This is a genomic window from Methylobacterium fujisawaense (assembly GCF_014138435.1).
GTDB classification, from domain to species: domain Bacteria; phylum Pseudomonadota; class Alphaproteobacteria; order Rhizobiales; family Beijerinckiaceae; genus Methylobacterium; species Methylobacterium fujisawaense.
The window spans coordinates 527,792-551,763 of the sequence record NZ_JACJIM010000002.1 but is presented as its reverse complement, the minus strand read 5'-3'; the positions used below and the strand labels follow the sequence as shown (position 1 = coordinate 551,763).

General features: G+C 70.0%; 20 protein-coding genes and 1 other annotated feature. Of the genes, 9 read left to right on the top strand and 11 right to left on the bottom strand.

Going from position 1 to position 23,972, the window contains the following annotated elements:
- Nucleotides 1-61: 61 nt before the first annotated feature.
- Entirely contained in the window at nt 62-379 is a 318-nt protein-coding gene (locus tag GGQ91_RS07475) for a c-type cytochrome (RefSeq protein WP_043351655.1), read from the top strand.
- Nucleotides 380-537: 158 nt separating this feature from the next.
- Here GGQ91_RS07475 and lepA read toward each other — a convergent pair whose 3' ends face one another.
- The 3 genes from lepA to GGQ91_RS07460 all read right to left on the bottom strand — a co-directional run bounded on the left by lepA (nt 538) and on the right by GGQ91_RS07460 (nt 3,761).
- Nucleotides 538-2,340 (bottom strand): translation elongation factor 4, encoded by a 1,803-nt coding sequence (gene lepA, locus GGQ91_RS07470; RefSeq protein ID WP_043351666.1) that lies wholly within the window; start codon nt 2,338-2,340, stop codon nt 538-540.
- Nucleotides 2,341-2,713: 373 nt separating this feature from the next.
- Nucleotides 2,714-2,950, bottom strand: coding sequence for a hypothetical protein (locus GGQ91_RS07465; RefSeq protein WP_236952957.1), 237 nt, complete (start codon nt 2,948-2,950; stop codon nt 2,714-2,716).
- 25 nt (nt 2,951-2,975) lie between these two features.
- Nucleotides 2,976-3,761, bottom strand: a complete 786-nt coding sequence (locus GGQ91_RS07460) for a HugZ family pyridoxamine 5'-phosphate oxidase (protein WP_051975902.1) — start codon at nt 3,759-3,761, stop codon at nt 2,976-2,978.
- A gap of 304 nt (nt 3,762-4,065) precedes the next feature.
- Between GGQ91_RS07460 and GGQ91_RS07455 the strand changes: the two genes are divergently transcribed.
- The 4 genes from GGQ91_RS07455 to GGQ91_RS07440 all read left to right on the top strand — a co-directional run bounded on the left by GGQ91_RS07455 (nt 4,066) and on the right by GGQ91_RS07440 (nt 7,619).
- Nucleotides 4,066-4,776, top strand: coding sequence for a response regulator transcription factor (locus tag GGQ91_RS07455; protein WP_020094607.1), 711 nt, complete (start codon nt 4,066-4,068; stop codon nt 4,774-4,776).
- A gap of 71 nt (nt 4,777-4,847) precedes the next feature.
- Complete coding sequence (locus GGQ91_RS07450) at nt 4,848-6,602, top strand: sensor histidine kinase (protein ID WP_051975922.1); 1,755 nt, start codon at nt 4,848-4,850, stop codon at nt 6,600-6,602.
- Entirely contained in the window at nt 6,602-7,042 is a 441-nt protein-coding gene (locus GGQ91_RS07445; RefSeq protein ID WP_182591691.1) for an HPr kinase/phosphorylase, read from the top strand. Before GGQ91_RS07450 ends, GGQ91_RS07445 begins: the two co-directional genes overlap by 1 nt.
- 175 nt (nt 7,043-7,217) lie before the next feature.
- Nucleotides 7,218-7,619, top strand: coding sequence for a PTS sugar transporter subunit IIA (locus GGQ91_RS07440; protein WP_043351658.1), 402 nt, complete (start codon nt 7,218-7,220; stop codon nt 7,617-7,619).
- A gap of 9 nt (nt 7,620-7,628) precedes the next feature.
- On the opposite strand, the gene GGQ91_RS07435 is transcribed toward GGQ91_RS07440, so the two are convergent.
- The 7 genes from GGQ91_RS07435 to GGQ91_RS07405 all read right to left on the bottom strand — a co-directional run bounded on the left by GGQ91_RS07435 (nt 7,629) and on the right by GGQ91_RS07405 (nt 17,279).
- The gene (locus tag GGQ91_RS07435) at nt 7,629-8,516 is read right to left on the bottom strand and encodes an EamA family transporter (protein ID WP_111473828.1); all 888 of its coding nucleotides are present in this window, start codon (nt 8,514-8,516) and stop codon (nt 7,629-7,631) included.
- Nucleotides 8,517-8,730: 214 nt separating this feature from the next.
- Nucleotides 8,731-10,044 (bottom strand): ATP-dependent protease ATPase subunit HslU, encoded by a 1,314-nt coding sequence (gene hslU / locus GGQ91_RS07430; RefSeq protein ID WP_043351661.1) that lies wholly within the window; start codon nt 10,042-10,044, stop codon nt 8,731-8,733.
- 101 nt (nt 10,045-10,145) lie between these two features.
- Nucleotides 10,146-11,642 carry a SulP family inorganic anion transporter gene (locus GGQ91_RS07425; protein WP_075380504.1) on the bottom strand — a complete coding sequence of 499 codons (1,497 nt, stop codon included), beginning with the start codon at nt 11,640-11,642 and terminating at the stop codon, nt 10,146-10,148.
- A gap of 60 nt (nt 11,643-11,702) precedes the next feature.
- Nucleotides 11,703-11,758, bottom strand: a sequence feature (sul1 is cis-regulatory element that is thought to sense ions involved in sulfur or methionine metabolism; They are found in Alphaproteobacteria).
- 64 nt (nt 11,759-11,822) lie between these two features.
- Nucleotides 11,823-13,493: a methyl-accepting chemotaxis protein gene (locus GGQ91_RS07420; protein ID WP_043351674.1), complete on the bottom strand. Its 1,671-nt coding sequence runs from the start codon at nt 13,491-13,493 to the stop codon at nt 11,823-11,825.
- 135 nt (nt 13,494-13,628) lie between these two features.
- The gene (locus tag GGQ91_RS07415) at nt 13,629-15,317 is read right to left on the bottom strand and encodes a methyl-accepting chemotaxis protein (RefSeq protein WP_182591690.1); all 1,689 of its coding nucleotides are present in this window, start codon (nt 15,315-15,317) and stop codon (nt 13,629-13,631) included.
- 496 nt (nt 15,318-15,813) lie between these two features.
- The gene (hslV, locus tag GGQ91_RS07410; RefSeq protein WP_043351688.1) at nt 15,814-16,341 is read right to left on the bottom strand and encodes an ATP-dependent protease subunit HslV; all 528 of its coding nucleotides are present in this window, start codon (nt 16,339-16,341) and stop codon (nt 15,814-15,816) included.
- A 128-nt stretch (nt 16,342-16,469) separates the two neighbouring features.
- Nucleotides 16,470-17,279 (bottom strand): SGNH/GDSL hydrolase family protein, encoded by an 810-nt coding sequence (locus tag GGQ91_RS07405; protein WP_043758336.1) that lies wholly within the window; start codon nt 17,277-17,279, stop codon nt 16,470-16,472.
- 289 nt (nt 17,280-17,568) lie between these two features.
- Here GGQ91_RS07405 and GGQ91_RS07400 point away from each other — a divergent pair, with 289 nt between their 5' ends.
- The 3 genes from GGQ91_RS07400 (at nt 17,569) to GGQ91_RS07390 (ending at nt 19,534) form a co-directional block, all read left to right on the top strand.
- Nucleotides 17,569-18,807 carry an MSMEG_0565 family glycosyltransferase gene (locus GGQ91_RS07400; protein ID WP_043351689.1) on the top strand — a complete coding sequence of 413 codons (1,239 nt, stop codon included), beginning with the start codon at nt 17,569-17,571 and terminating at the stop codon, nt 18,805-18,807.
- Entirely contained in the window at nt 18,800-19,078 is a 279-nt protein-coding gene (locus GGQ91_RS07395) for an MSMEG_0570 family nitrogen starvation response protein (protein WP_043351680.1), read from the top strand. The genes GGQ91_RS07400 and GGQ91_RS07395 overlap by 8 nt, the downstream gene beginning before the upstream one ends.
- A gap of 156 nt (nt 19,079-19,234) precedes the next feature.
- Nucleotides 19,235-19,534, top strand: a complete 300-nt coding sequence (locus tag GGQ91_RS07390) for a hypothetical protein (protein ID WP_043351682.1) — start codon at nt 19,235-19,237, stop codon at nt 19,532-19,534.
- A gap of 44 nt (nt 19,535-19,578) precedes the next feature.
- On the opposite strand, the gene selB is transcribed toward GGQ91_RS07390, so the two are convergent.
- On the bottom strand, nt 19,579-21,516 hold the full coding sequence (selB, locus tag GGQ91_RS07385; protein ID WP_051044814.1) for a selenocysteine-specific translation elongation factor: 1,938 nt from the start codon (nt 21,514-21,516) through the stop codon (nt 19,579-19,581).
- A 360-nt stretch (nt 21,517-21,876) separates the two neighbouring features.
- Between selB and GGQ91_RS07380 the strand changes: the two genes are divergently transcribed.
- The gene (locus GGQ91_RS07380; RefSeq protein ID WP_182591689.1) at nt 21,877-23,394 is read left to right on the top strand and encodes a CYTH and CHAD domain-containing protein; all 1,518 of its coding nucleotides are present in this window, start codon (nt 21,877-21,879) and stop codon (nt 23,392-23,394) included.
- Nucleotides 23,395-23,972: the final 578 nt, after the last annotated feature.

The window sequence follows — 23,972 nt, the reverse complement described above, 5'->3', positions numbered from 1 at the left end:
GCGCCCCGTCCGGAGGCGCGGGTGCCAGTCTCCACCGGTCCGAGAGTTCGAGCCCGCCCCGATGATCCGCTTGCTTCTCCTCCTTGCCGCCACGCTCGTCCCGCTCTCGGCCGAGGCCGGCGACGCCGCTGCGGGCAAGAAGCGCGCGACCGCCTGCCAGACCTGCCACGGGATGGACGGGCTCTCGAAGCTGCCGGAGGCGCCGAACCTCGCGGGTCAGGTCGAGCCCTACCTCGTGAAGGCGCTCACCGAGTACCGCGACGGCAAGCGGCAGAACGAGATCATGAACGTGGTCGCGAAGGAGCTGTCGGACGCGGATATCGCCAATCTGGCGGCGTATTATGCGGGGATCCAGATCGACGTGCTGCCGCCGGGGTAGACGCTCTTTTTGCGCCCCGCAGCGTCGCTGCGCTCGCAACGACGGAAAAGGCCGGTTCCCATTTCAGAACCGGCCATCACGTTCGAACGCAAAAGCAAGATCGGCTCTCGCGTCTTCCTCGTGACAGATGACGGAAAGCGCCTCACCAACGCGGCGCCTCAATCGTCCATCTTCAGCGCCGCGATGAACGCTTCCTGCGGGATCTCGACGCGCCCGAACTGGCGCATCTTCTTCTTGCCTTCCTTCTGCTTGTCCAGAAGCTTGCGCTTGCGCGAGATGTCGCCGCCGTAGCACTTGGCGGTGACGTCCTTGGACAGAGCCTTGATCGTCTCGCGGGCGATAATCTTGCCGCCGATCGCCGCCTGGACGGGGATCTGGAACAGGTGGCGGGGAATCAGGTCCTTGAGCTTCTCGCACATGGCCCGGCCGCGCGATTCGGCGCGGGTGCGGTGGACCAGCATCGACAGGGCGTCCACCGGCTCGGCATTCACCAGGATCGACATCTTCACGAGATCGCCCTCGCGGTAATCCGAGACGTGGTAATCGAAAGAGGCATAGCCCTTCGAAATCGACTTCAGCCGGTCGTAGAAATCGAACACCACCTCGTTCAGGGGCAGGTCGTAGACCACCATGGCGCGCTTGCCGACGTAGTTGAGGTCGATCTGGACGCCCCGACGGTCCTGGCAGAGCTTCAGCACGCCGCCGAGATACTCGTCGGGCGTCAGGATCGTGGCGCGGATCCAGGGCTCCTCGATCGATTCGATCTTCATGATGTCCGGCATGTCGGCCGGGTTGTGGAGTTCCTTCACCTCCCCGTCGCGCATCTTCAGGCGGTAGACCACCGAGGGCGCGGTCGAGATCAGGTCGAGGTTGAACTCGCGCTCAAGCCGCTCCTGGATAATCTCCAGGTGCAGGAGGCCGAGGAAGCCGCAGCGGAAGCCGAAGCCCAGGGCGGCCGAAGACTCCATCTCGTAGGAGAAGGAGGCGTCGTTGAGCCGCAGCCGGCCCATGGCCGAGCGGAGGTTCTCGAACTCGGCCGCGTCCACCGGGAACAGGCCGCAGAACACCACCGCCTGGACTTCCTTGAAGCCCGGCAGCATCTCGGTGGTCTGGCGCTTGTCCTCGGTGATGGTGTCGCCGACGCGGGTGTCGGCCACTTCCTTGATCGAGCCGGTGAAGAAGCCGACCTCGCCCGGGCCGAGGGCGTCGATATCGGCCATCTTCGGCCGGAACACGCCGATCCGGTCGACGCCGTAGACCGCGTCGGCACCCATCATGCGGATGGTCATGCCCTTCTTGAGGGTGCCGTCGATGATCCGCACCAGCACGACGACGCCGAGATAGGCGTCGTACCAGCTGTCCACGAGGAGCGCCTTCAGCGGCGCGTCGCTCTTGCCCTTCGGCGGCGGCAGGCGGGTGACGATCGCCTCCAGCACCGCCTCGATGTTCAGCCCGGTCTTGGCCGAGATCGGCACCGCGTCGGAGGCATCGAGGCCGATCACCTCCTCGATCTGCTCCTTCACCCGGTCCGGCTCGGCCGCCGGCAGGTCGACCTTGTTGAGGACGGGCACGATCTCGTGGTTGGCGTCGAGCGCCTGATAGACGTTGGCGAGGGTCTGCGCCTCCACGCCCTGCGAGGCGTCGACCACGAGGAGGGACCCCTCGCAGGCGGCGAGCGAGCGCGACACCTCGTAGGCGAAGTCCACGTGGCCGGGCGTGTCCATCAGGTTCAGGACGTAATCCTTGCCGTCCTGCGCCTTGTATTCCAGGCGCACGGTCTGCGCCTTGATGGTGATGCCGCGCTCCTTCTCGATATCCATCGAGTCGAGCATCTGCTCGCTCATGTCGCGGAGCGCGACGGTGCCGGTGGCCTGGATCAGCCGGTCGGCCAAGGTCGATTTGCCGTGGTCGATATGTGCGACGATCGAGAAATTGCGGATGGATTCGATCGGGGCTGTCATCGGCATTCCGTTCGGGCGCACGCTGGCGCGCACCCTCTGACGTCGGGACGTATTCGAAAAGATCGGCTCCCGCGCGAGATAGCAGCGCCGCGGGAAGGCGCCAAGCGCGGCCTAAGCGCCTGAGGACCGGCGCCGTCGCGATGAGGGTCCCGTCCCGTCATTCCGGGCGGGCGCAGAAGGGCCCGAATACCAGAACCGCACCGGCTGGCACCGTCGGATCCCGCCGGGTGTCCCGGTCGCGGGCTGCGCGTCGCGGTCCCGGGATGACGGAGGGCATGGACCCGGTCGTCCGGTCCACGGACAAACGACGGGGGCCGGAACGTGCCGGCCCCCGGGTGAACGACGGGACTGTCGCCGACGATCGTCCGTCCGATCAGCGACCGCGGTCGCGGATCAGGCGCTCGATCTCGGCCTCGCCATGGGAGCGCGCCTTGGCCTCGGTCGGATGTTTCCGGTCCGAGCGCTGGTGCAGCTTGCCGTGCTTGCGGATGCTCCACTGGAACAGGGAGCCGCTCTCGCCGACCGGCTCCACATCGAGGCTGAAGGGGTAGGTATCAGTCTGGGTATCGCTCATCGCCCCGATATGGGGCACGCAGCGACTTTTCGCCATGCCTGATCGTGAAGTCCTTGCGCGTTCACGCGTCCGCACCGGTCGCGCGCGCCCGCGCGGCCATGGCAACGAGACTTTTGCGCAGCGCACCCATGTCGGTGACGCGCTCCGGATAGGGGGCCCGGACGGTGCGATCGCCCGCCATCAGGTCCATGCCCTCGGGGTCGAGGCCGGTGAGCCGCCAGGGCAGCCCGGCCTCGCCGCCTGCGCCCGCGGCGTAGAGCGCCAGCGCGTCCGCATGGTCGGCGTTCATATGCTCCACGGCGCCGCGCTCGCCGGCCACGATCGGCTGCGCGTCCGAGAGATCGAGGAGGAGCTGGTCCCGGGTCAGCGTCGCGGCCTTGGCGAAGCCGCCGTTGAGATGGCCGGCGTCCGGCGCGAGGGCGAAGAAGCCGAAATCGGGGAAATCGGCGTAGAGCTTGGCCTTCGGGTGGCGGGCCAGGAACCGCTCGCGTGCCCGCGCCTCAGGTGTCTGGACGGCGCGGCCGACCACCGTCAGCCGCGGATGGGCGAGGGGATCGCCCTTGCCGCCCTGCGCGAACAGCAGCGAGCAGCGCGGCTCGGCGAGCAGGTTGCGGGTATGGGCCGACAGCCGCGACAGCAGCATCAGCGGCGTGCCGTCCACGTCGGTGGCGATGGTGACGAGGGACGCGAAGGGCGTGCCGTCCGGATCCAGGGTCGCGAGGGCACCCGAACGGATGCTGCGCAGGAGCATCCGCGACAGGCCGATCGCGTCGAACGGCGCCGCCTCGGCGGGCAGCGGACGGGCCGGTCCGCCGGGACCCGGACCCGTGTCCATCGTCTCGCCCATCCGCGATTCCTCCCCGGTCCGAATTGCCGCCGCATTCCGCCGCCATGTTAGCGATCTGCCGCAGCGCGCGCGAGGCGTCCGAACCGCGTCAGATGGGCCGCGGCATGCCGCTGTTACGGCCAAGCTATGACCGCCGCTCGCTTTTTCCGATCGGTCGTACTAAAGCACCTGTCCCTTTGCGTGTGCCGGGCTGCGCCGAAACTGCCCGGTTCGCGTTTTCGTCTGCCCCTCGTGGGCCGGGATGCGGCGCGGCCTGTGCGTAGAGCCGGGACCGCGCCTGAGCCCGTTCAGTCAGGGACCGCGCATGCCGACCATCGCCCTCGTCGACGACGACCGGAACATCCTCACCTCTGTGTCGATCGCGCTGGAGACCGAAGGTTACCGCATCCAGACCTACACGGACGGCGCCTCCGCCCTGGACGGTCTGCGCCATTCGCCGCCCGATCTCGCGATCTTCGACATCAAGATGCCGCGCATGGACGGGATGGAGCTTCTCCGACGCCTGCGGCAGAAATCCGACCTTCCCGTGATCTTCCTGACCTCGAAGGACGAGGAGATCGACGAGCTGTTCGGCCTCAAGATGGGCGCGGACGACTTCATCCATAAGCCGTTCTCGCAGCGGCTCCTCGTGGAGCGGGTAAAGGCGGTGCTCCGGCGCTTCGCCAAGGAGGCCCCCGGCAGCACGCCCCGGGGCGAGGCCGAGGTGGCGGCGCGGTCGCTGGAGCGCGGCGCGCTGATGATGGATCCCGAGCGCCACACCTGCACGTGGAAGGGCGAGCCGGTGACCCTGACGGTCACGGAGTTCCTGATTCTGCAGGCGCTCGCGCAGCGCCCCGGCGTGGTGAAGAGCCGCAACGCCCTGATGGACGCGGCCTACGACGATCAGGTCTATGTCGATGACCGGACCATCGACAGCCACATCAAGCGGCTGCGCAAGAAGTTCAAGGTCACCGACCAGAGCTTCGACATGATCGAGACGCTCTACGGCGTCGGCTACCGCTTCAAGGAGGCGTGATCTCCAGGATCCGCCCCGTGACCGCCCGGACCACCCAGCCCCAGACCGAGGATGCCCCGCCCCGCGCCTCCCTGGCCCAGATTCTGTCCCGACCGCTCGGCCTGCCCCGCGCCGTGTGGGACGCGATCGGTCAGCGCGCCTCGTCGAGCCTGACGCGCCGCATCGTCGTCCTCAACCTCGTCGGGCTGATCGCGCTGCTCGTCGGGTTCCTCTACCTGAACCAGTTCCGCCAGGGCCTGATCCAGGCCCGGATCCAGAGCCTCGCCATCCAGGGCGAGATCATCGCGGGGGCGATCGCCGCCTCCGCGTCGGTGGACACCGACACGATCCGCATCGATCCCGACAAGCTGCTTCAGCAGCAGGCCGGCGAGGCGGCGGAGGAGGAATCGCAGCCGCTCGCCTTCTCGCTCAACCCCGAGAAAGTGGCGCCGCTCCTGTCGCGCCTCGTGACGCCGACGGGCAACCGCGCCCGGGTCTACGATCAGGAGGGCGGCCTCCTGTTCGACACCCGCACCCTGTTCAAGCGCGGCGACGCCAGCCGGCCCGATCCGCTGGAGCCCAAGCCCCACAAGCCCGGGATGCTCGAATCGGCCTTCGAGACGATCCAGGCGAAGCTCGGCGGCCTGTTCCGCAGCCGGACCGAGACCGCCGAGGAGACCGGGCCGGTGAACGGCCACTCCCTCCGGGAGGTCCAGGCGGCGCTCGGCGGCAACCGCGGCAGCCTCGTGCGCCGCAACAAGCTCGGCGAGACCACCGTGTCGGTGGCCGTGCCGATCCACCGGGCCGGCTCGGTCCGCGGCGCCCTGCTGATCTCGACCCAGGGCGACGCCATCGACCGGGTCATCGCCTCGGAGCGGTTCGGCCTGCTCCAGGTCTTCCTCGTCGCCTCGGCGGTGATGGTGGTGCTGTCGTTCCTGCTGGCCGGCGCCATCGCGGGGCCGGTGCGCCGCCTCGCCGAGGCCGCCGAGAAGGTCCGGATGGGCATCAAGACCCGCGAGGAGATCCCCGATTTCACCGAGCGGACCGACGAGATCGGCCATCTGTCCGGCGCCCTGCGCGACATGACCCAGGCGCTCTACCGGCGGATCGACGCCATCGAGAGCTTCGCGGCCGATGTCAGCCACGAGCTGAAGAACCCGCTCACGTCGCTGCGCAGCGCGGTGGAAACCCTGCCGCTCGCCAAGACCGACGAATCCCGCGGCCGCCTGATGGCGATCATCCAGCACGACGTGAAGCGCCTCGACCGGCTGATCAGCGACATCGCGGACGCCTCGCGGCTCGATGCGGAACTCGCGCGCGCCGAAGCCCGGCGCGTGGATCTCCGGCGGCTTCTCACCACCGTCGTCTCCGTGGCCAACGAGCGGCGGCGCCCGAAGGACTGCCTGATCCAGCTCGACGTCGAATCGATCGGATCGGAGCAGGATGCGCCGTTCACGATCATCGGCCACGACAGCCGGCTCGGCCAGGTGGTCAACAACCTCCTCGACAACGCCCGTTCGTTCTCGCCGAGCGACGCGAAGGTCCGGGTGGTGCTGCGCCGGGTGCGCGGTGAGGTGGAGATGATCTGCGAGGACGAGGGTCCGGGCATCCCGGAGCATGCCCTGGAGCGGATCTTCGAGCGCTTCTACACCGACCGGCCCGAGCAGGGCTTCGGCCAGAATTCAGGGCTCGGCCTGTCGATCTCCCGCCAGATCGTCCAGGCCCATCGCGGCACGATCCGCGCCGAGAACCGGCCCGGCGCCCCGGATGAGGATGGCGAGCCCACCGTGCGCGGCGCCCGCTTCGTGGTCCGCCTGCCGGCGGCCCCGCGGCAACTCCACGCCTGATGCTCACCCTTCACGGCGCTTGTATCGCGCTGTGCGAGACCGGGATCCTGATTCGCGGCCCGTCGGGCGCCGGCAAATCCAGTCTCGCGCTCCTGCTCGCCGACGCGGCCGACGGGGCCTTCGTGGCCGACGACCGCGTCGTCTGTACGGTGCGCGAAGGGCGACTCGTGGCCTGTCCCCATCCGAGCCTCGCCGGACAGGTCGAGATCCGGGGGCAGGGGATCCTGCCCGTGGCCGAGCTCGGCATCCCATTCCGCCCGGAGGTGGTTCTGGACCTCGCCGTCGATCTCGTGGAGACGGCACCGCGCCTGCCGGAGCCCCCCGAGGCGGCGGCGCTCCTCGGCCTGACCCTGCCGCGCCTCGTTCTCGACCGGGGCGTGCGCGCCGCCGGCCTCGCGCCGCTGCTCATCCGTGCGGCACTGCGAAAGCATCGGCCGTGACTTCGCAGCCGCACAGGCGGTTCGATTCGCCTAAGACTGGTATACCCCCATGGCGCAGCCGCTGCGGCCGTGGCATGATCGCGGAAATGTCCGGGCAAAAAAGTCGCGTTCGCCTTGTGGGGGGCTGTGCGATGCACAACATGGCGGCATTCACAGGACGTTGGAACACGTGTCGATGATTGGCATGGTGCTCGTAACTCACGGGCTACTGGCGACCGAGTTCAAGGCCGCTCTGGAGCACGTGGTCGGCCCGCAGGATCAGATCGAGACGATCACGATCGGGCCGGAAGACGATATGGAATTGCGACGGCGGGACATCATGTCCGCGGTCTGTCGGGTGAATACCGGTGAGGGCGTGGTCGTGCTCACCGACATGTTCGGCGGCACGCCGTCGAACCTCGCCCTGTCCTGCATGAACGGCGGATCGGTGGAGGTCGTGGCGGGCATCAACCTGCCGATGCTCATCAAGCTGGCCAGCGTCCGCGACGAGGAGAAGCTCGGCGACGCCGTGCTTCACGCCCAGGAAGCGGGCCGCAAATACATCAACGTCGCCTCGCGGGTTCTGGCGGGGAAGTAGTCTTCACGATCAGGCTTCCAGTACGGCCGCGGTCGGGGTCGTCCGCCGCGTGCTCACGGTGATTCCCACGGAGGCCGCGATAACCAATCCGATCGCCAGCCATTGGATGGGACTGATTCGCTCCCCCAGGAGAACGAGGCCGGCGCAGGCCGCCACGGCGGGTTCCAGGCTCATCAGGACGCCGAAGCTCTTCCGGTCGAGCCGGCGCAGGGCGAACATCTCCAGGGAATAGGGCAGGGCACTCGACATCACTGCCACGCCAAGGCCTGCGGCCAGGATGCCGGGGGTGAGCAGGGCCGGTCCGGCCTCCGACAGGCCGAAGGGTGCCACCACGATGGCCGCCGTGAACATGCCGAGGGACACGGCCTGGCCGCCGTCGATCCGCCCCGCGCGCTGTCCGAACAGGATGTAGAGCGCCCAGCACAGGGCCGCGCCGAGATCGAGCAGGATGCCGATCGGATCGAGTCCGTCCTGACCGGAGATCGGCAGGAGCAGCGCGAGTCCGGCGACCGCCACGCCGATCCACAGGAAATCCGACCGGCGGCGCGACGCGATCAGCGCGACGGCCAGCGGCCCGACGAACTCGATGGCCACGGCCGGTCCGAGGGGCAGCCGTGCCAGTGCGAGATAGAACAGGAGGTTCATCAGCCCGAGAGCCGTCCCGTAGAGGGCGATCCAGCCGGCCTCGCGCGCCGGGAGGCTGCGCCGCCACGGCCGCCAGACGGCAACGAGGATCAGGGCCGAGAAGCCGACCCGCAGGGCGGACGTCCCGGATGCACCGACCGCCGGAAACAGGCTCTTGGCGAAGGTCGCTCCGCTCTGGAGGGAGACCATGCCGGTCACCAGCGCGGCGACCGAGAGCATCGTGTCGCCGAGGCCGAATCTTATGCGTGACACGCGTCGACATTCCCCAGCACCGCGCCCCGGCGCGGGCCTAGCAGACGCGGCGGCCGCGAAGGGCCGCGCCGGGCCGCATGGCTCACGCCACCCTCAATCATGACTGGAGGTTCCGGGACCGCGTCGCGAAGCCCGGGCTCGCCTCTGGCGCTCCGGCGCGGCGCTCCGGAATGACGGCGTGGCCGCAAACCGGAGCGCGGATGACGTCCAGGTCCTAGAGGATGAACCGACTCAGATCGGCGTTGGACGCCAGGTCCTGAACCCGCTCGCGCACATAGGCCGCGTCGATCGGCACCGTCTCGCCGGAACGGTCTGTCGCGGTGAAGGAGATCTCGTCGATCACCCGTTCGAGAACCGTCTGGAGCCGGCGGGCACCGATGTTCTCCACCGAGGAATTCACCTCGACCGCGACCCGGGCGAGCGCGTCGACAGCGTCGTCCGTGAAGGACAGGGTCACGCCCTCCGTTTCCATCAGCGCGACCGTCTGCTTGATCAGGCTCGCCTCGGTGGCGGTGAGAATCTGCTTGAAGTCATCCACCGTCAGCGGCTGCAACTCCACGCGGATCGGCAGGCGGCCCTGCAGCTCGGGCAGGAGGTCGGACGGCTTCGAGACGTGGAAGGCGCCCGAGGCGATGAACAGGACGTGGTCCGTCTTCACCGGGCCGTGCTTGGTGGCGACCGTGGTGCCCTCGATCAACGGCAGAAGGTCGCGCTGTACGCCCTCGCGGGACACGTCGCCGGAGGACCGGCCCTCGCGGGCACAGATCTTGTCGATCTCGTCGAGGAACACGATGCCGTTGTTCTCGACCTCGCCGATCGCCTCGCGGACCAGCGCCTCGTCGTCGACGAGCTTATCGGATTCTTCTGCCATCAGGGGCGCATAGGCGTCCCGGACCAGGATCCGGCGCGGCTTGCCGCGCTGGCCGCCGAGTGCCTTGCCGAGCATGTCGCCGATGTTGATCGCGCCCATGGAGGCCCCCGGCACACCGGGAATCTCGAACATCGGCATGCCCGTGGGGGCGCCGGAGGTCAGCTCCAGCTCCACCTCCTTGTCGTCGAGCTCGCTGTTGCGGAGCTTGCGTCGGAAGCTGTCACGGGTGGCCTGGCTGGCGGTCGGCCCGACGAGGGCGTCGAGGAGGCGGTTCTCGGCCGCGGCTTCGGCCTTGGCCTTCACGCCCTCGCGCTTCACCTGCCGGGTCAGGCCGATCGCCACTTCGACGAGATCACGGATGATCTGCTCGACGTCGCGGCCGACATAGCCGACCTCGGTGAACTTGGTGGCCTCGACCTTGAGGAACGGGGCGTTGGCGAGCCGGGCGAGGCGGCGGGCGATCTCGGTCTTTCCGCACCCGGTCGGCCCGATCATCAGGATGTTCTTGGGCGCGACCTCCTCGCGGAGCGGACCGATCAGCTGCTGGCGTCGCCAGCGATTGCGCAGCGCGATCGCCACGGCGCGCTTGGCGTCGTGTTGCCCGACGATGAAGCGATCGAGTTCGGACACGATCTCGCGCGGAGAGAACGTCGTCACCGCTGTGCCATCCCTGTTCCCGGCCCGAAATCGGCCCCGCGCCGGGAATGGGGTCCCACGCGGCCCCGCGCAAGGGGGCGCCGCGTGGGCCGATAGCCGCCTCAATGCGCTGCCGGCACCGCTGCGACGCCGGGCTTGTCGTGCTGGCCGAACCGCTCGACCAGGGTCGAGCTGGCGGCGTTGAGGCCGACGACCTCGACGAGGCGCCCGCGGGCGCGGGCCTTCAGCACCACCCGGTCGAGGGCTGCGACCGCCGAGATATCCCAGAAATGCGCCGCGTGGACGTCGATCACGAGACGCTCGACCGGCTCCAGCACGTCGATCGCCTCGGAGAACGTGCCGGCGGAGGCGAAGAACACCTGCCCGGTGATGGCGTAGGTGCGGGTCCGGCCATCGGCCGAGAGGCTGGAGGTGATCCGGTTGAGACGGGAGACCTTGCCGGCGAAGAACACGCCCGAGAGCAGCACGCCGACCAGCACGCCGATGGCGAGATCCTTCGTGGCCACGACGACCAGGACGGTGGCCAGCATCACCGCGGAGGATGGCAGCGGGTTGGTCCGCAGGCGGGCCAGGGAACGCCAGGAGAAGGTGTTGATCGAGACCATGATCATCACGGCGGTCAGGGCCGCCACGGGCACCACGGCGAGCAGATCCTGCAGCGCCACGAGGAGCAGCAGCAGGAAGGCCCCGGCCACCAGCGTCGAGAGGCGGCCGCGGGCGCCCGAGGAGACGTTGATCACCGACTGGCCGATCATCGCGCAGCCGCCCATGCCGCCGAACACCGCGGAGGCCATGTTGGCCACGCCCTGGCCCATGCATTCGCGGTTCTTGTCGCTGCCCGTGTCGGTCAGGTCATCGACGATCTGCGCGGTGAGCAGGCTCTCCAGCAGGCCGACCGCGGCCAACGTCGCCGCGTAGGGCAGAAGGATCCGCAGGGTCTCGAAGGTGAGGGGCACGTCCGGCAGGGCGAAGCTCGGCAGCGCCGAGGGCAGGGCGCCGAGATGGGCGACCGTGCGAACGTCGAGGTGGAAGATCGCGGTGATCGCCGTCAGCACCGCGATGGCGATGAGCGGGGCGGGGATCGCGCGGGTGATCCGCGGCACGCCGTAGATGATCGCCAAGCCCAGGGCGATGAGCCCGTAGGTCGCCGGCGTGACGCCGGTCAGTTCGGGCATCTGCGCCAGGAAGATCAGGATCGCCAGGGCGTTGACGAAGCCGGTCATCACCGACTGCGAGACGAACCGCATCAGCCGGCCCAACCGGAGGAGGCCGGCCAGGATCTGGATCACGCCCATCAGGATGGTGGCGGCGAAGAGGTACTGCACCCCGTGGTCGCGCACGAGCTCGACCATCACGACGGCGGTGGCGGCGGTGGCGGCCGAGATCATGGCGGGGCGGCCGCCCGCGAAGGCGATGGTGCAGGCGATGACCACGGAGGCGTAGAGGCCGACCTTCGGGTCGACGCCGGCGATGACCGAAAAGCCGATGGCCTCAGGGATCAGCGCGAGGGCGACGACGATCCCCGAGAGGGTGTCGCCGCGGATGTTGGATGTCCACGACCGGAGAAACCCAGTCTGTCCGGGTGAGCTGAGTGACATGCTTGATTCCGCACGAGCGGCGTGCCCGCGTCGCTGGCGGGTCATGGCGCGTCTCGAATGCGTGGTCCGGCGGATCGGCGGCCGGAAGAGCCACCCGGGCTTTCACCGGGTCCTTGCGAATGCGCGGACCCTAGGGGCCTGCGCGCTGCAATGCAACATCCGCGCGCGGCGGCGGGACCGTCAGGCCGCCCGGACCTGCGCCACGAAGCCCGCCACCTCGCTCCCCAGCCCGTTGGAGCGGCGGGCGATGTCGGCGGCGGCCGCCAGCACCTCCGCGGCGCTCGCGCCGGTCTCGCGGGCTGCACCCAGGACCAGCGCCATGGTCTCGGTGACGGAGCGGGTGCCGCTCGCGGCCTCCGAGACGCTGCGGGCGATTTCCTGCGTGGCCAATTGCTGCTCCTCGACGGCCGCGGCCACACCGAGGGCGATGCCGTGGACCTGCTCGATCGTGCCGCCGATCTCCTCGATCGCGGCGACGGCCTCGTGGGTCGCCGCCCGCATGGCGGCGATCTGCCCGGCGATCTCTTCGGTGGCCTTGGCGGTCTGTGTGGCCAGATCCTTGACCTCGGTGGCGACGACCGCGAAGCCGCGCCCGGCCTCGCCGGCGCGGGCGGCCTCGATCGTCGCGTTGAGCGCCAGCAGGTTGGTCTGGCCGGCAATCGTGGAGATGAGGGAGACGACCTGCCCGATGCCCTCGGCGCTGCGGGCGAGGGCCTGGACGCTCGTCCGGGTCCGCCGCGTCGCTTCGACGGCCCCCTCGGCCGCGGTGGAGGTCTGCGTGACCTGAACGCCGATCTCGCTCGCCGTCGCGGCGAGTTCCTCGGTGGCGGCGGCGACGGCCTCGACGTTGTAGGCGGTGGTCTCGGCGGCGCGGGTCACGGCCTGGGACTGCGTGCCGGCGTGATCGGCGTTGCCCGCCATGGTGGCGGCGGCGCGCTCCAAGCCGGCTGCCGCTCCGGCCAGGTGATCGACCAGCCCGCCGAGGTTGCTTTGGAACTGATCGGCGAGCCCGGCCATCTCGGAACGCTTGCGCGCCGCCGTATCGACCCGCATCCGCTCGTGCTCGTGCCGGAGGGTCTCGGCCTCGCGCATCGTGTCGCTGAAGACCTGCATGCTGGTCCAGATCGCCCCGATCTCGTCGCGCCCCGGCTTGATCGCGGGCAGGGTCAGGTCGCCGCGCGAGAGGCGCTGGATCGCCTCCGAGACCGCCCGCAGCGGCCGGGCGATCTGCCGCTGCCCGATGAGCAGGCCCAGAGCGCAGCAGATCGCGGTTCCGGCCAGCGCGAGGCCGAGGAGGAGCAGAGTCCGCGCCTGGAACAGCGCCTGGGTGTCCGACTTGATCGCCGCCATCTCGGTCCGGCCCTGCTTCACCAGGGCATCGATGCTCGCCTGGAAGACCTTGCGGTTGGCGCGGTTGGCGTCGTTGAAGCCGAGTTCGGCGGCCGCCTTGGGGCCGGTCGTGTCGCCAGCCTCCGCGAGGGCGCTGCGCAGGGTCCGGAACGCCTCGGCATTGCGCACCATGGCGTCGAAGAGCGGGCGCTCGGCCTCGGTGACGCGCGGCGCCCAGTCCGCCCGGAGCGCGTCCATCTCGGCCAGACCCTTGCGGATGCCGGCGGTGTACTTGGCCGCCTCCGTCCGGTCTGCGGAGGCGTAGACGCCCCGCGAATCCATGGTCACTTCGGCGGCGAGGCGGTTGAAGTTGGCGGCGTCGAGCGCCCGGATCGAGGCGTTCTCGACGCTCGTGAGGGAGTGCTCGAAGCTTCTCAGCGTCGCGACGCTGACCCCGGCTACGATCAGCGTCGTCAGGCTGCACGCGCCGACGAAGCCCAGAAGTTTTCCGCCGATTTTCATTGAGATCCAACCGCAGAGGCTCGATTGGCGCTAAAATGCCGGTTATTCGTCAAAGCCGCGTAAACTAATCGCCGTCGGCATTATTTGTTTTGACGAACGGGCCTCCGTCGCCGGAAGCCCGCTGCGCGGCACCGCTCACGCCGCGCGGACGCTCACGAGGAACCGGTCGACCTCGGCGGTCAGCTTCTCCGATTGCCGCGAAAGCTCGGACGCCGCGTCGAGCACCTGGCCGGCCGCCATGCCGGTCTCCTCGGCGGCGCCCGCGACACCCGAGATGTTGCTCGTCACCTCGCCGGCGCCGACCGCCGCCTGCGCGACATTCCGGACGATCTCCTGCGTGGCCGCGCCCTGTTGCTCGACTGCGGCGGCGATCGAGGTGGCGACGCCACTGATCTCCCGGATCCGCTCGGTGATGCCGCCGATCGACGTCACGGCCTGACCGGTCACCGCCTGGATCTGCGCGATCTGGCCGGAAATCTCGTGGGTCGCCTTCGCGGTCTGCTCGGCCAGCGCCTTCACCTCGGCGGCGACGACGGCGAAGCCCTTGCCGGCGGCACCGGCGCGGGCGGCCTCGATGGTGGCGTTCAGCGCCAGCAGGTTGGTCTGGCCGGCGATGTTCGAGATCAGGCCGACCACGTCGCCGATCCGCGATACGGAATTGCTCAGCTCCTGGACCAGGGCGCCGGTCTGGTCGGCGTCCGAGACGGCGCGCTGCGCCAGATGGGCCGAACCGTCCACCTGCCGGCCGATTTCCTGGACCGAGGAGCCCAGCTGCTCGGCCGCCGCCGCAACCGTGTTCACGTTGGTGGCCGCCTCTTCGGCGGCTGCCGCCACCGTGGTCGACTGGCTCGACGTCTCGGAGGCGGTCGCCGACATGGTCCGCGCGGTCGCCTGCAGCTCCGTGGCCGAGGACGACACCATCCCGACGATCCCGCCCACGGCGCGATCGAAGCTGTCGGCCAGCTCGATCATGGTCCGGCGCCGCTCGGCCGCCGCCGCCGTGTCGGCGATCCGCTTGATCTCGGCATCCTCGGCCGCCTTCCTGGCGACCATGGTCTTGATTCCCTCCACGGCCCGCCCGACCGCGCCGATCTCGTCGCCGCGTCGGGCCTCCGCGATCTCGGCCTCGATCTCACCCCGGGCCATCCGCTGGAGCACCGCGACGAGCCGGCCAAGCGGGCGGGTCAGCATCGCGAAGACCAGGAACGCCAGAAGCGCTGCGATGACGACGCTGGCCACGCTGCCGAGAAGACTGGCGAGATAGGCGGCGCTGAACGAGCGCCCCTGTTCGTCGCTGCGGGCTCCGAGGAGCTCCCGCTCGGCCTGGTCCGCGTCGGCAAGCTTCGCGCGCAGGGCGTCCATGGACGCCTTCCCGGCCCCGCTCGCCTCGATCTGGCGCGCCGCGTCGAGCTGGCCCGCCTCGACGAGGGCGATCTCGTTCCGGGCGATGTCGTTCGACCAGGTCGCGGCCAAGCTGTTCACGGCCGCCAGGCGCGCCTGCTGCGCCGCGTTGTCCACCGTGAGCGCCTGCGCGGTCTCCAGCGCCGCCTTGTACGCCTTCTGGCCGTTGCGGAACGGCTCCAGAAATTTCGGGTCGCCCGAGAGCAGGTAGCCGCGGAGCCCCGTTTCCTGGTTCAGCATCGACTGCGTCACGCCGTCGAGCGCAGAGATGACCTGGTAGGTATGCTCTGTAAGATGATTGACCCGCTCGATCGACGTTAGATGACTGTATCCGATCGCGCTGATCCCGATCGTTACCGCCGCTAAGCTGCCGAAGGCCGCGGTCAGTTTGGTCACGATCCGGACGTCATTAATCGATCGCATAATTCAGCCCTCAGCGCGCATGTTGCGCGACGAATTTTGCTTATTATGGGCCGACTATGCATTTTACAGCGTGAAAATTCCCTTACCGATGCAGTCGTCGTCGTAAGTTTCGGCTGGAGCTGCGCCGCGAGATGGCGGGTCCGGCGCTCAAATTTCAGTGATGGATCCGGAAGCTCTCGTGCTCGGTAGATGAAGCGCACGAAATTTAGCCAATCTGATCGTTTTTACATCAATAAATTGATTGATCGTCGAATTTCCATTTTAGAATTTAGGATTGAGAGGATCTCCTGAAGTCGGCTGGAGCCGCTTCTTTTCCTCATTGCACGCGAATACGACCTGCATCGCAGAGTCCGCTGCGGGTGCGATGAGGATGCGCCGCGTAGCCCGCCCCGGCGGGGCATGCGCGCCCCGACGATCCGGATGCGGGCAGCCACGGTGCGAGAAGCGGCGTCGATCGTACGGTGTCGACGCCGGCTCAGGCCGCAGCCGCGGGAGGTCAGGCTTCGAGGGTCTCGATCACCAGATTGCCGTTCGTGTAGACGCAGATCTCCGCGGCGATCCCCATGGCGCGCCGGACGATCGCCTCTGCATCGAGGTCTCCGTCTTCCAGCGCGCGGGCGGCCGCCAGGGCGTAATTGCCGCCCGAGCCGATAGCCATGACGCCGCTTTCCGGTTCCAGAACGTCGCCCGAGCCCGACAGAAGCAGGCTGACATCGCGGTCGGCGACCAGCATCATCGCCTCGAGGCGGCGGAGGTAGCGATCCGTCCGCCAATCCTTGGTGAGTTCGACGCAGGCCCGCGTCAGCTGACCGGGATATTGCTCAAGCTTGGCTTCGAGGCGTTCGAACAGGGTGAAGGCGTCCGCCGTGGCGCCGGCGAAGCCGCCGATCACCGCGCCCTTGGCCAGGCGCCGGACCTTGCGGGCATTCCCCTTCACGATGGTCTGGCCCAGGCTGACCTGACCGTCGCCGCCGATGACGACACGGCCGCCCTTGCGCACCATCAGGATCGTGGTCGCGTGCATCTGGGGCACCGCGCCCCGGTCTTCATACCTGAATGCATCCTGGCTCAAGGTTCGGCTCCGCTCTCGATCGCGCCGAGATGGGGAGCTTCGCAGGCCGAGTCCAGCCGGAAGGGGCGGTGGGGCGCCCTCTATTCGGCCACAGGCTCGAAGCTCCGCACAGGACCCGCATCCTGCAGGATCGATTGCGCCGCGGCCTCGGCCAGGAGGGCGTAGCCGCGATCGGCCATGTGCAGCCCGTCAGCGGCGAAGAGCTGCTTGGTGGTCAGCTTACCCTCGCGCACCCAGCCGTGCATGAGATCGGCACGGCGGATCACCGGAACGTCGAGGTCGTCGCCGATGCTGCGGACCGCGTCACGGAAGCGGGAGGCGCCCGGCGTGGCTTCCAGCTTCGGGCACCATTGCGGCTCCATCAGCACCACGTCGATCCCGGCCTCGCGGATCCGGCGGATGGCCGACACGGTGGCCTCGCGGAAATGTTCGACCGAGACCCCGCGCAGCGGGTCGTTGCTGCCCGTCTGCCAGATCACGAGCTGCGGTTCGGCCGCGATGACGTCCCGGTCGAGCCGCGCCAGCATGTCGTCGACGTGCTCGCCGCCGATCCCGCGATTGATGACCGCGACGTCGATTCCGTGCAGCTTCTTGCGCAGGTCGATCTGGAGGCGGGCCGGGTAGGCGTTGGCCGGGGTCGACGCGCCGATACCCTGCGTCGAGGACGAGCCGAAGGCCACGATCTTCAGCGGTGCGCCGATGGCGATCTGACGGGCGACGTGCGGCAGGTCTGGGCTCTCACGCAGGTCGAGACCCAGCATGTCGAGCGATTCGGGCAGGAGGTCCGCATAGGCCAGAACCGCCGTCGGCAGGACCAGCAAGGCGCTGAGCAAGCCCAGACGGCGCAGCAGTTTGCGGGCGGGGAAGGCAGTGTTCAGCGACTTGGACACGGGACCGACGGCTCCGGCTCTCGTGAGCGTTAGATACAGTCTGACACACGGTGCTGAAAAGAGCGGTTCCGTGCCGAGCTTGAAAACACACTGAATTCGTAACGCAAAATTAGGCGGCTTTTGGGGCTGGCGACCGGCCGGCCCCCGAAACGGCGCCGACGCGACGTTTCGGCAGGATGCTGCCGCATCCGGCATGAACCATGCGACCGGTGCTGGGCGCATCTCCGTGAGGGCGGCGGAGCGCGTGGTCAGGGTTTCGGGCGCGATCCCCGACCGGCTTGAGGCCTCCATGAACCGTCCCCCGGTCGGCCGCTTGCGCATCGCGATCCTCACGCACTCGACCCATCCGCGCGGCGGCGTGGCCCACGCTCTGGCTCTCGGAGAGGCCCTGTGCCGGCTCGGCCACGAGGCGGTCGTCCACGCCCCCGATCCGACCGGACGCGGCTTCTTCCGCGCGGCGCGATGTCCGGCGATCTCGGTCGCGGCTAAGCCGGTGGGCGGATCGGCTGCCGCGCTGGTCGGTGCCCGGATCGCCGACTACCTCGCCCATTTCTCCACCCCCGCCGCCTGCGACTTCGATGTGTTTCACGCTCAATGTTGCATCAGCGGCAACGCCCTCGCCACGTTGACCCGCCGCCGCCTCATCCCGGGCTTCGTGCGCACCGTCCACCACATCGACGCGTCTACGGATGCGCAGCTTGCGCAGTGGGAGGAGCGGGCGATCCTCGATGCCGGGCGCCTGCTCTGCCTCAGCCGGACCTGGGCGGCGACGCTGGCCGTGGAATACGGCGCCCGGGCCGAGGTGGTCGGCACCGGCGTGGATAGCGCGACCTACACGCCCGATCCCGGACCGGAGGACGAGGCTCTCCGTCGAAGCCTCGGTCTCGGCGGCGGCCCGGTCTTCCTCAGCGTCGGCGGGTTCGAGGCGCGCAAGAACACGTTGGCGGTGATCGAGGCCTTCGCGGCCCTGCGCCGCGCCCATCCCGGCGCGCAGCTCGTCGTGGCCGGGGGCGCCTCGCTGCTCGACCATGCGGGATACGAGGCCCGCTGCTGCGCCGCCCTCGAGCGCGAGGGGCTCGCGGTCGGCACCGGCCGTCCGGTGATCCGCACCGGCCCGGTGGACCAGGCAGACATGCCGAGCCTCTACCGGATCGCCGATACCCTGGTATTTCCCTCGCTCATGGAAGGCTACGGCCTGTGCGTCCTGGAGGCCATGGCCTGCGGCACGCCGGTGATCGTCTCCGCCCGTCCGCCCTTCACCGAGTATCTCGCCCCCGGCGAGGCCCTGTCGGTCAACCCGGAAGACACGGGCGCCATCGCGGCGGCCATGGAGGCGAGTCTCGAACCGGGCCGGCGGGGGCGCCTGCGCAATGCCGGCCGGGAGGTCGCCCGGGCCCATGTCTGGGACGCCTGCGCCGCGCGCCACTTGCCGACCTACGCGGAACTGGCGCCCCGGGACGCACCGGTGCTGCCGGCCGCGACGGGGGCGGCGGCCTGGAACACCCTTCGGATCCCCCGCGATGCCTGAGATGCGTTTCCATATCCGCTGGCCGGATGGCACCCGCGAGGCCTGCTACGCGCCCTCGCTGGTGATCAAGGAGCACCTCGCGGTCGGGCAGGACTATCCCGTCGCGGAATTCGTCGCCCTGAGCCGCCTTGCCCTGGGCATCGCCAGTGCGCGCGTCCGCGCCCGTTACGGGTTTCCCTGCGGCCGCGCCGAGGCGCAGCTCGCCCGGATCGAGGAAACCGCGCGCCGGCAGGCGCCGGGAACCGTGCACGTCGAATCCTTCGAGGTCTGACGCCGGGCTTCGATCGGCCCGGCCGCGGGGCTTCGGATCACAGGGAGACGGGAGCGCCGTCCCCGACGAGCGGCCTTGCGGCGAGGCGACGCAGGACGGGTGAGCGTCCCCGGCGGGTTGTCCGCAGGATCGATGGGACGAGGACAGGCGTCGGCGATGATGACCCGGATTGTGGCGGCCCTGGTCCTGGCCGCGTCACCCGCCGCGGCGCAGACGCGGCCGTCCAGCACGGCCATGACCTGCCAGCAGACGATCCGCCTCGTTCAGGCCCGGGGCGCCCTGGTCCTGGGGACCGGCGGCATGACCTACGACCGGTTCGTCCGCGACCGGTCGTTCTGCGAGCCCACCGAGATCGCCAAGCGCGCCTTCCGTCCGACCCGCGACAACCCGAACTGCCTGATCGGCTACACCTGCTACGAGCCGGGGGCCGGCGACTGGTTCGGCGCTGACTACTAGTCCGCTTACTGGTCCGCGGCGTCGTTGGAGCGCCCAGGCGGCCGTCAGCCCGCGTCCGGTGCGGCGCGCGCGGGTTCGAGGGCCACGATCACCCGGCGATCCCCGGCCCGGCGGGTGAAGCCCGTCGCGTCGAGGTGCTCCAGCAGGGGGATCGAGAACTTGCGCGAGATTCCCAGCGTGGCGCCCGCTTCCCGGGCCAGGAAGCCCATGTCCGGCGTCCCGGCCTCGGGGAAGGCCTCCACGAGGCGGGTCTTGGCGGTGGCGACCGCCTCCCGGTGGAACAGGACGGCGCGGCGCTGGACCCGGTCGACGGCGCGGATCACCGTGCCGGCGCCCACGAGGTAGGTGAGCGCTTCGCGCCGCCGCACGTCGCGTCCGATGGCCTCCGCCTCGTCGGGCGGGCTGAGTCCCGCGCGGCGGAAGACCTGTTCCAGCCGGCGGGCGGCCTCGCTCTCGTTGCGGGCCGGGTCGAACTCGGCTCGCCGCCACAGGGCGCCCGCCTGGGCGACAGCGCCCGCGGCCGCGAGGTCGCGCAGCACCGCACCGGTCACCGTCTCGGGCAGCGCCAGGGCACGGGCGAGTCGCTCCAGGGCGATCCCGTGATCCATCGGGTTGTCGCGGTGATGGTGGGCGAGGGCCGCCAGCGTGCCGCTGCGCAGGGCCGCGAAGGCTGCGGCGCCGATGTAGCGGTCGCCGATCGCGCGGGCGCCCGCTTCGGAGAGAATCTGCCGGGCGCGCTCCGGCGCGATGCCGGCGATCCGGGCGAGTTCGATGAGGGGTGCCCCGGCCGCGCCCAGCTGACCGAGGCGGACCGTGATCGCCTCTCCGGCATGGCCTGCCGCGAGTGCGGCCAGGTCCGCCATGACCCGCGGGTCGTGGCGCCGACGGCGGCGGCTCGCCGGATCGAGGATCCGCCCGCCCGCCACCGTGACGGAGGGCGAGTCGAGCCGCAGCACGAAAGGCTCCCGTGCCGGGACGGCGACCGGTTCGCCGAGATGGAGTTGGGCCTGGGTGCTGGCGCCGGGCTCCAGGGCATCACGGTCGAGCAGGCGCAGCCGCGCCTCGACCTCGGTGGTCCCGAACAGAAGGCGACAGGCCGAGCCGCCCGCCAGGGCGTCCGCACCGGCCGCCGCGGTGATCGTCACGTCGAGCCACGCGCTCGGGGCGAGCAGGCCCGGCGGCGACAAAGCCTGCCCGCGGGCGACCTCGTCGAGGTCGATCCCGCGCAGGGCGACCGCGGTGCGGCGCCCGGGCTCGGCGCGCTCCACCGCACGTCCGTGAATCTGGAGGCCACGCACCACCGCCGTGCGGCCGCCGGGCGCGATCTCCACCGTGTCGCCGACGGCGAGCGGTCCGCGCCGCAGCGTCCCGGTGACGACGGTGCCGAATCCCGGCCGGGAGAAGACCCGGTCCACCGGAAGATACGGGAAGCCGTCGTCGCGGCCGGGCTCCGTCTCGTCCAGCAGCCCCGACAGGGCGGCCGACAGCTCCGGCAGGCCGGCGCCGGTGACGGTCGACGTCGCGATGACCGGACCGGCCGCGATCCCCGCGCGGGCGGCGGCGGCGGCGATCTCGGCCGCGCGGGCCGCCACGGTCTCGGGCGTCGCCAGGTCCGCCTTGGTCAGAGCCAGCACGCCGCGGCGCACGCCGATGAGGCGGGCGATCTCCAGATGCTCCACCGTCTGCGGCTTGATGCCCTCGTGCGCGTCCACCGCCAGCAGGACGGCCCGCATGCCGGTGGCGCCGGAAATCATGGCGCGGACGAACCGCTCGTGGCCCGGCAGATCCACGAGGTCGATCTCACCGCGATCGGACGCCAGCAACGCGAAGCCCGGCACGATGGATACGCCGCGGGCGCGCTCCTCCTTCAGCCGGTCGGTCTCGACGCCCGTGAGCGCCCGGACGAGGGCCGTCTTGCCGTGATCGACGTGCCCGATCACGCCGACGAGGAGTGTCTTCAATGCAGTCACCGACCGGACCATCTCCGCGGTGCCGCCGTCCACCCGGGGCGCACCGCTCGCGCGAAAGGAGAATCCGCCGCGCCGGCGCGTTGCGGCGCCGTTGGCCGCCGGACGGTCGGGGCGGGGGCGTGCGCGGCAGATGGATTGTGGACAATTTGTCTTGCCACGTCGTGCCGTTCCGGGAAAGTGCGTTTTTAACGCAGTGCAGCATGGGGCTTCCGTGCCGGAGTGCCGCGCTCTCTGCTTGACGCCGGGAGGCCTGCCGCCTTTGGTGGATCGGGTGCGTCGGACGGTCACGCCCCGATGCCGATGCCGCGCGGGCCGATGCAACCCAGGGGCATCTGTGCATCGTTAGGCGAGGCAGGTCATCAAGAGGAGCGTATGAGCGACACCGAGAGCCACGCCGCCGAGGAACCCCGCGAGGTCGAGTTGAAGCTCGACTGCGCCGGTGCGGACCTGACGGCGCTCGCGTCCCACCCCCGGCTGAAGCAGGCGGCGACAGCCGAGCCCGAACGGTTGGTCACCACCTATTACGACACCCCCGACGGCGCGCTTCGCGAGGCCGGCTTGACCCTCCGGGTGCGCGCCAAGGGCGGCCGGCACGTCCAGACCGTGAAGGCCGGGAGCGGCGGCGTCGGCCTGTTCGACCGGGCCGAGTGGGAAACCGAGATCGCCGGGGAAGCGCCCGACCCGGCCGCCTGGGCCGACACGGCGGCGGAGCGGATCCTGCGCAAGGCCGACGCCCCGCTGGAGCGGGTCTTCTCCACCGTCGTGATGCGCCGGGAGATCCCGGTGGAGGAGGGCACGTCCCGGATTCTCGTCACGCTGGACGAGGGCCAGGTCGAGACTGCGCGGGGCCATGCACCGCTCTGCGAAGTCGAGCTGGAACTCCAGGACGGCGACCCGGCCGACCTGTTCGTCCTGGCCCAGTCCCTCGCCGAGACCGTGCCGCTGCGCCTCGGCGTGCGCGCGAAGAGCGCGGTCGGCTACGCCCTGCTCGACGGGCGCGGCCCGGCGGTGGTGAAGGCCGAGCCGGTGGACCTGCCGGAGGGAGCGAGCGCCGGGGACGTCTTCCGTCACGTGGCACGCGCCTGCCTGCGCCACATGCGCCTCAACGAGACCGCCTTCCTGGAGGGGGGGCGCCCGCCCGAGGCCCTGCACCAGATCCGCGTCTCCCTGCGGCGCCTGCGCTCGGCGCTGTCGCTGTTCGGTCCGATGCTGCAGGCCGATCCCCGGGCAGCGGGCTTCAACGATTCGATCAAGCAGGTCACCGAGCCATTCGGTCACGCCCGCAACCTCGACGTGTTCCTCAGCGACACGCTTCCGGATCTCGCGAAGCAGCGGCCCGACGAGCCAGGCCTCGACGCGCTGCGCCAGCGGGCTGAAGCGGAGCGCGCCGTCGCCTACGAGGCGGTGATGGCGACCCTGGAAAGCCCACGATGGCGCGCGCTCATCATCGACTTGGCCGGCTGGGTCGAGGCGGGGTCCTGGGCCGACGGGCCCGACGCCGCCGTCGACGGGCGTCACTTCGCGGCGCAGGTGCTCGACAAGGCGCGGTCGCGGCTGAAGAAGCGCGGGCGCGGTCTCCGACACCTCGACCCGCATACCCGCCATCGGGCCCGGATCGCCGCCAAGAAGCTGCGCTACGGCGCCGAGTTCTTCGCCGATCTCTACCGGAAGAAGAAGGCGGTCCGCCGGCAGGAGAAGTTCGGCGCCGCGCTTTCGGACCTGCAGGACCATCTCGGCGCACTCAACGATCTGGAGACGGCCCGGTCGATGACCGAGAGCCTGTCCGGCCCGCCGATGCCGGGACCGGACGACCCCGGGGCGCAGAAGCTGCTCGACGCCGCCGCGGAGGCCCGGTCCGACCTCCTCGACGTCAAGCCGTTCTGGCGCTGACGCGATCCGGGCCGCCCTGCGAGCCGGAGCCGGGTCTGCACGGCTCCCCTCGTGAGGGCGGTGCCGCGCAGGCCATCCTGACCTGCGCGCCCGGCATCTCGTCGTCTCCGGGGGGGCGTCTGATCCGGAGAGGCGGATTCGGGATCTTCGAGAACTCTGACCGTCGGGGGAGCCCGGCGCCGCAACGGCAACCCGCGTCGACGGGGCGAGCGCCCGAACCGTATCGGAGGCCGAACGGGTCGATCCGCGTCGCGCCGAGCCACGGAACGCGCTTTTTGACGGATGGAGCGCCGACCGACCCCGGGCGTTTATCGGCGCGGGATACAGATCCGGCGCCCGCCGGCCCGCGGCCCTGTCGATAGCGGCGGAGTATTGCCCGGGGGAGACCGCCGCCGGCTCGAAGCGCGGGCCTGGGGGGCACCCGAACTTCGTTCCGGCGGCGTGACGACGTGCACGGCTTCCGCGGAGGGGGAATCGCTGAAGCCGCATTTCGCCGGCCGCGCTTTGGAACGCGGTCGACCGAAAATCTCGCATGGCCATGTTGCCGAAGGATGTCTGGTCTCGGGAGCCGACCCCTT

Bases quoted from the DNA above. Each gene is read 5' to 3' on its own strand.
- GGQ91_RS07475 (WP_043351655.1), top strand. From the start codon at position 62: ATGATCCGCTTGCTTCTCCTCCTTGCCGCCACGCTCGTCCCGCTCTCG.
- GGQ91_RS07440 (WP_043351658.1), top strand. From the start codon at position 7,218: ATGATTGGCATGGTGCTCGTAACTCACGGGCTACTGGCGACCGAGTTC.
- GGQ91_RS07415 (WP_182591690.1), bottom strand. From the start codon at position 15,317: ATGCGATCGATTAATGACGTCCGGATCGTGACCAAACTGACCGCGGCC.
- GGQ91_RS07455 (WP_020094607.1), top strand. From the start codon at position 4,066: ATGCCGACCATCGCCCTCGTCGACGACGACCGGAACATCCTCACCTCT.
- GGQ91_RS07395 (WP_043351680.1), top strand. From the start codon at position 18,800: ATGCCTGAGATGCGTTTCCATATCCGCTGGCCGGATGGCACCCGCGAG.
- hslV (WP_043351688.1), bottom strand. From the start codon at position 16,341: ATGCACGCGACCACGATCCTGATGGTGCGCAAGGGCGGCCGTGTCGTC.
- GGQ91_RS07425 (WP_075380504.1), bottom strand. From the start codon at position 11,642: ATGTCACTCAGCTCACCCGGACAGACTGGGTTTCTCCGGTCGTGGACA.
- GGQ91_RS07420 (WP_043351674.1), bottom strand. From the start codon at position 13,493: ATGAAAATCGGCGGAAAACTTCTGGGCTTCGTCGGCGCGTGCAGCCTG.
- GGQ91_RS07380 (WP_182591689.1), top strand. From the start codon at position 21,877: ATGAGCGACACCGAGAGCCACGCCGCCGAGGAACCCCGCGAGGTCGAG.
- GGQ91_RS07390 (WP_043351682.1), top strand. From the start codon at position 19,235: ATGATGACCCGGATTGTGGCGGCCCTGGTCCTGGCCGCGTCACCCGCC.
- GGQ91_RS07460 (WP_051975902.1), bottom strand. From the start codon at position 3,761: ATGGGCGAGACGATGGACACGGGTCCGGGTCCCGGCGGACCGGCCCGT.
- GGQ91_RS07445 (WP_182591691.1), top strand. From the start codon at position 6,602: ATGCTCACCCTTCACGGCGCTTGTATCGCGCTGTGCGAGACCGGGATC.
- selB (WP_051044814.1), bottom strand. From the start codon at position 21,516: ATGGTCCGGTCGGTGACTGCATTGAAGACACTCCTCGTCGGCGTGATC.
- GGQ91_RS07400 (WP_043351689.1), top strand. From the start codon at position 17,569: ATGAACCGTCCCCCGGTCGGCCGCTTGCGCATCGCGATCCTCACGCAC.
- lepA (WP_043351666.1), bottom strand. From the start codon at position 2,340: ATGACAGCCCCGATCGAATCCATCCGCAATTTCTCGATCGTCGCACAT.
- GGQ91_RS07465 (WP_236952957.1), bottom strand. From the start codon at position 2,950: ATGGCGAAAAGTCGCTGCGTGCCCCATATCGGGGCGATGAGCGATACC.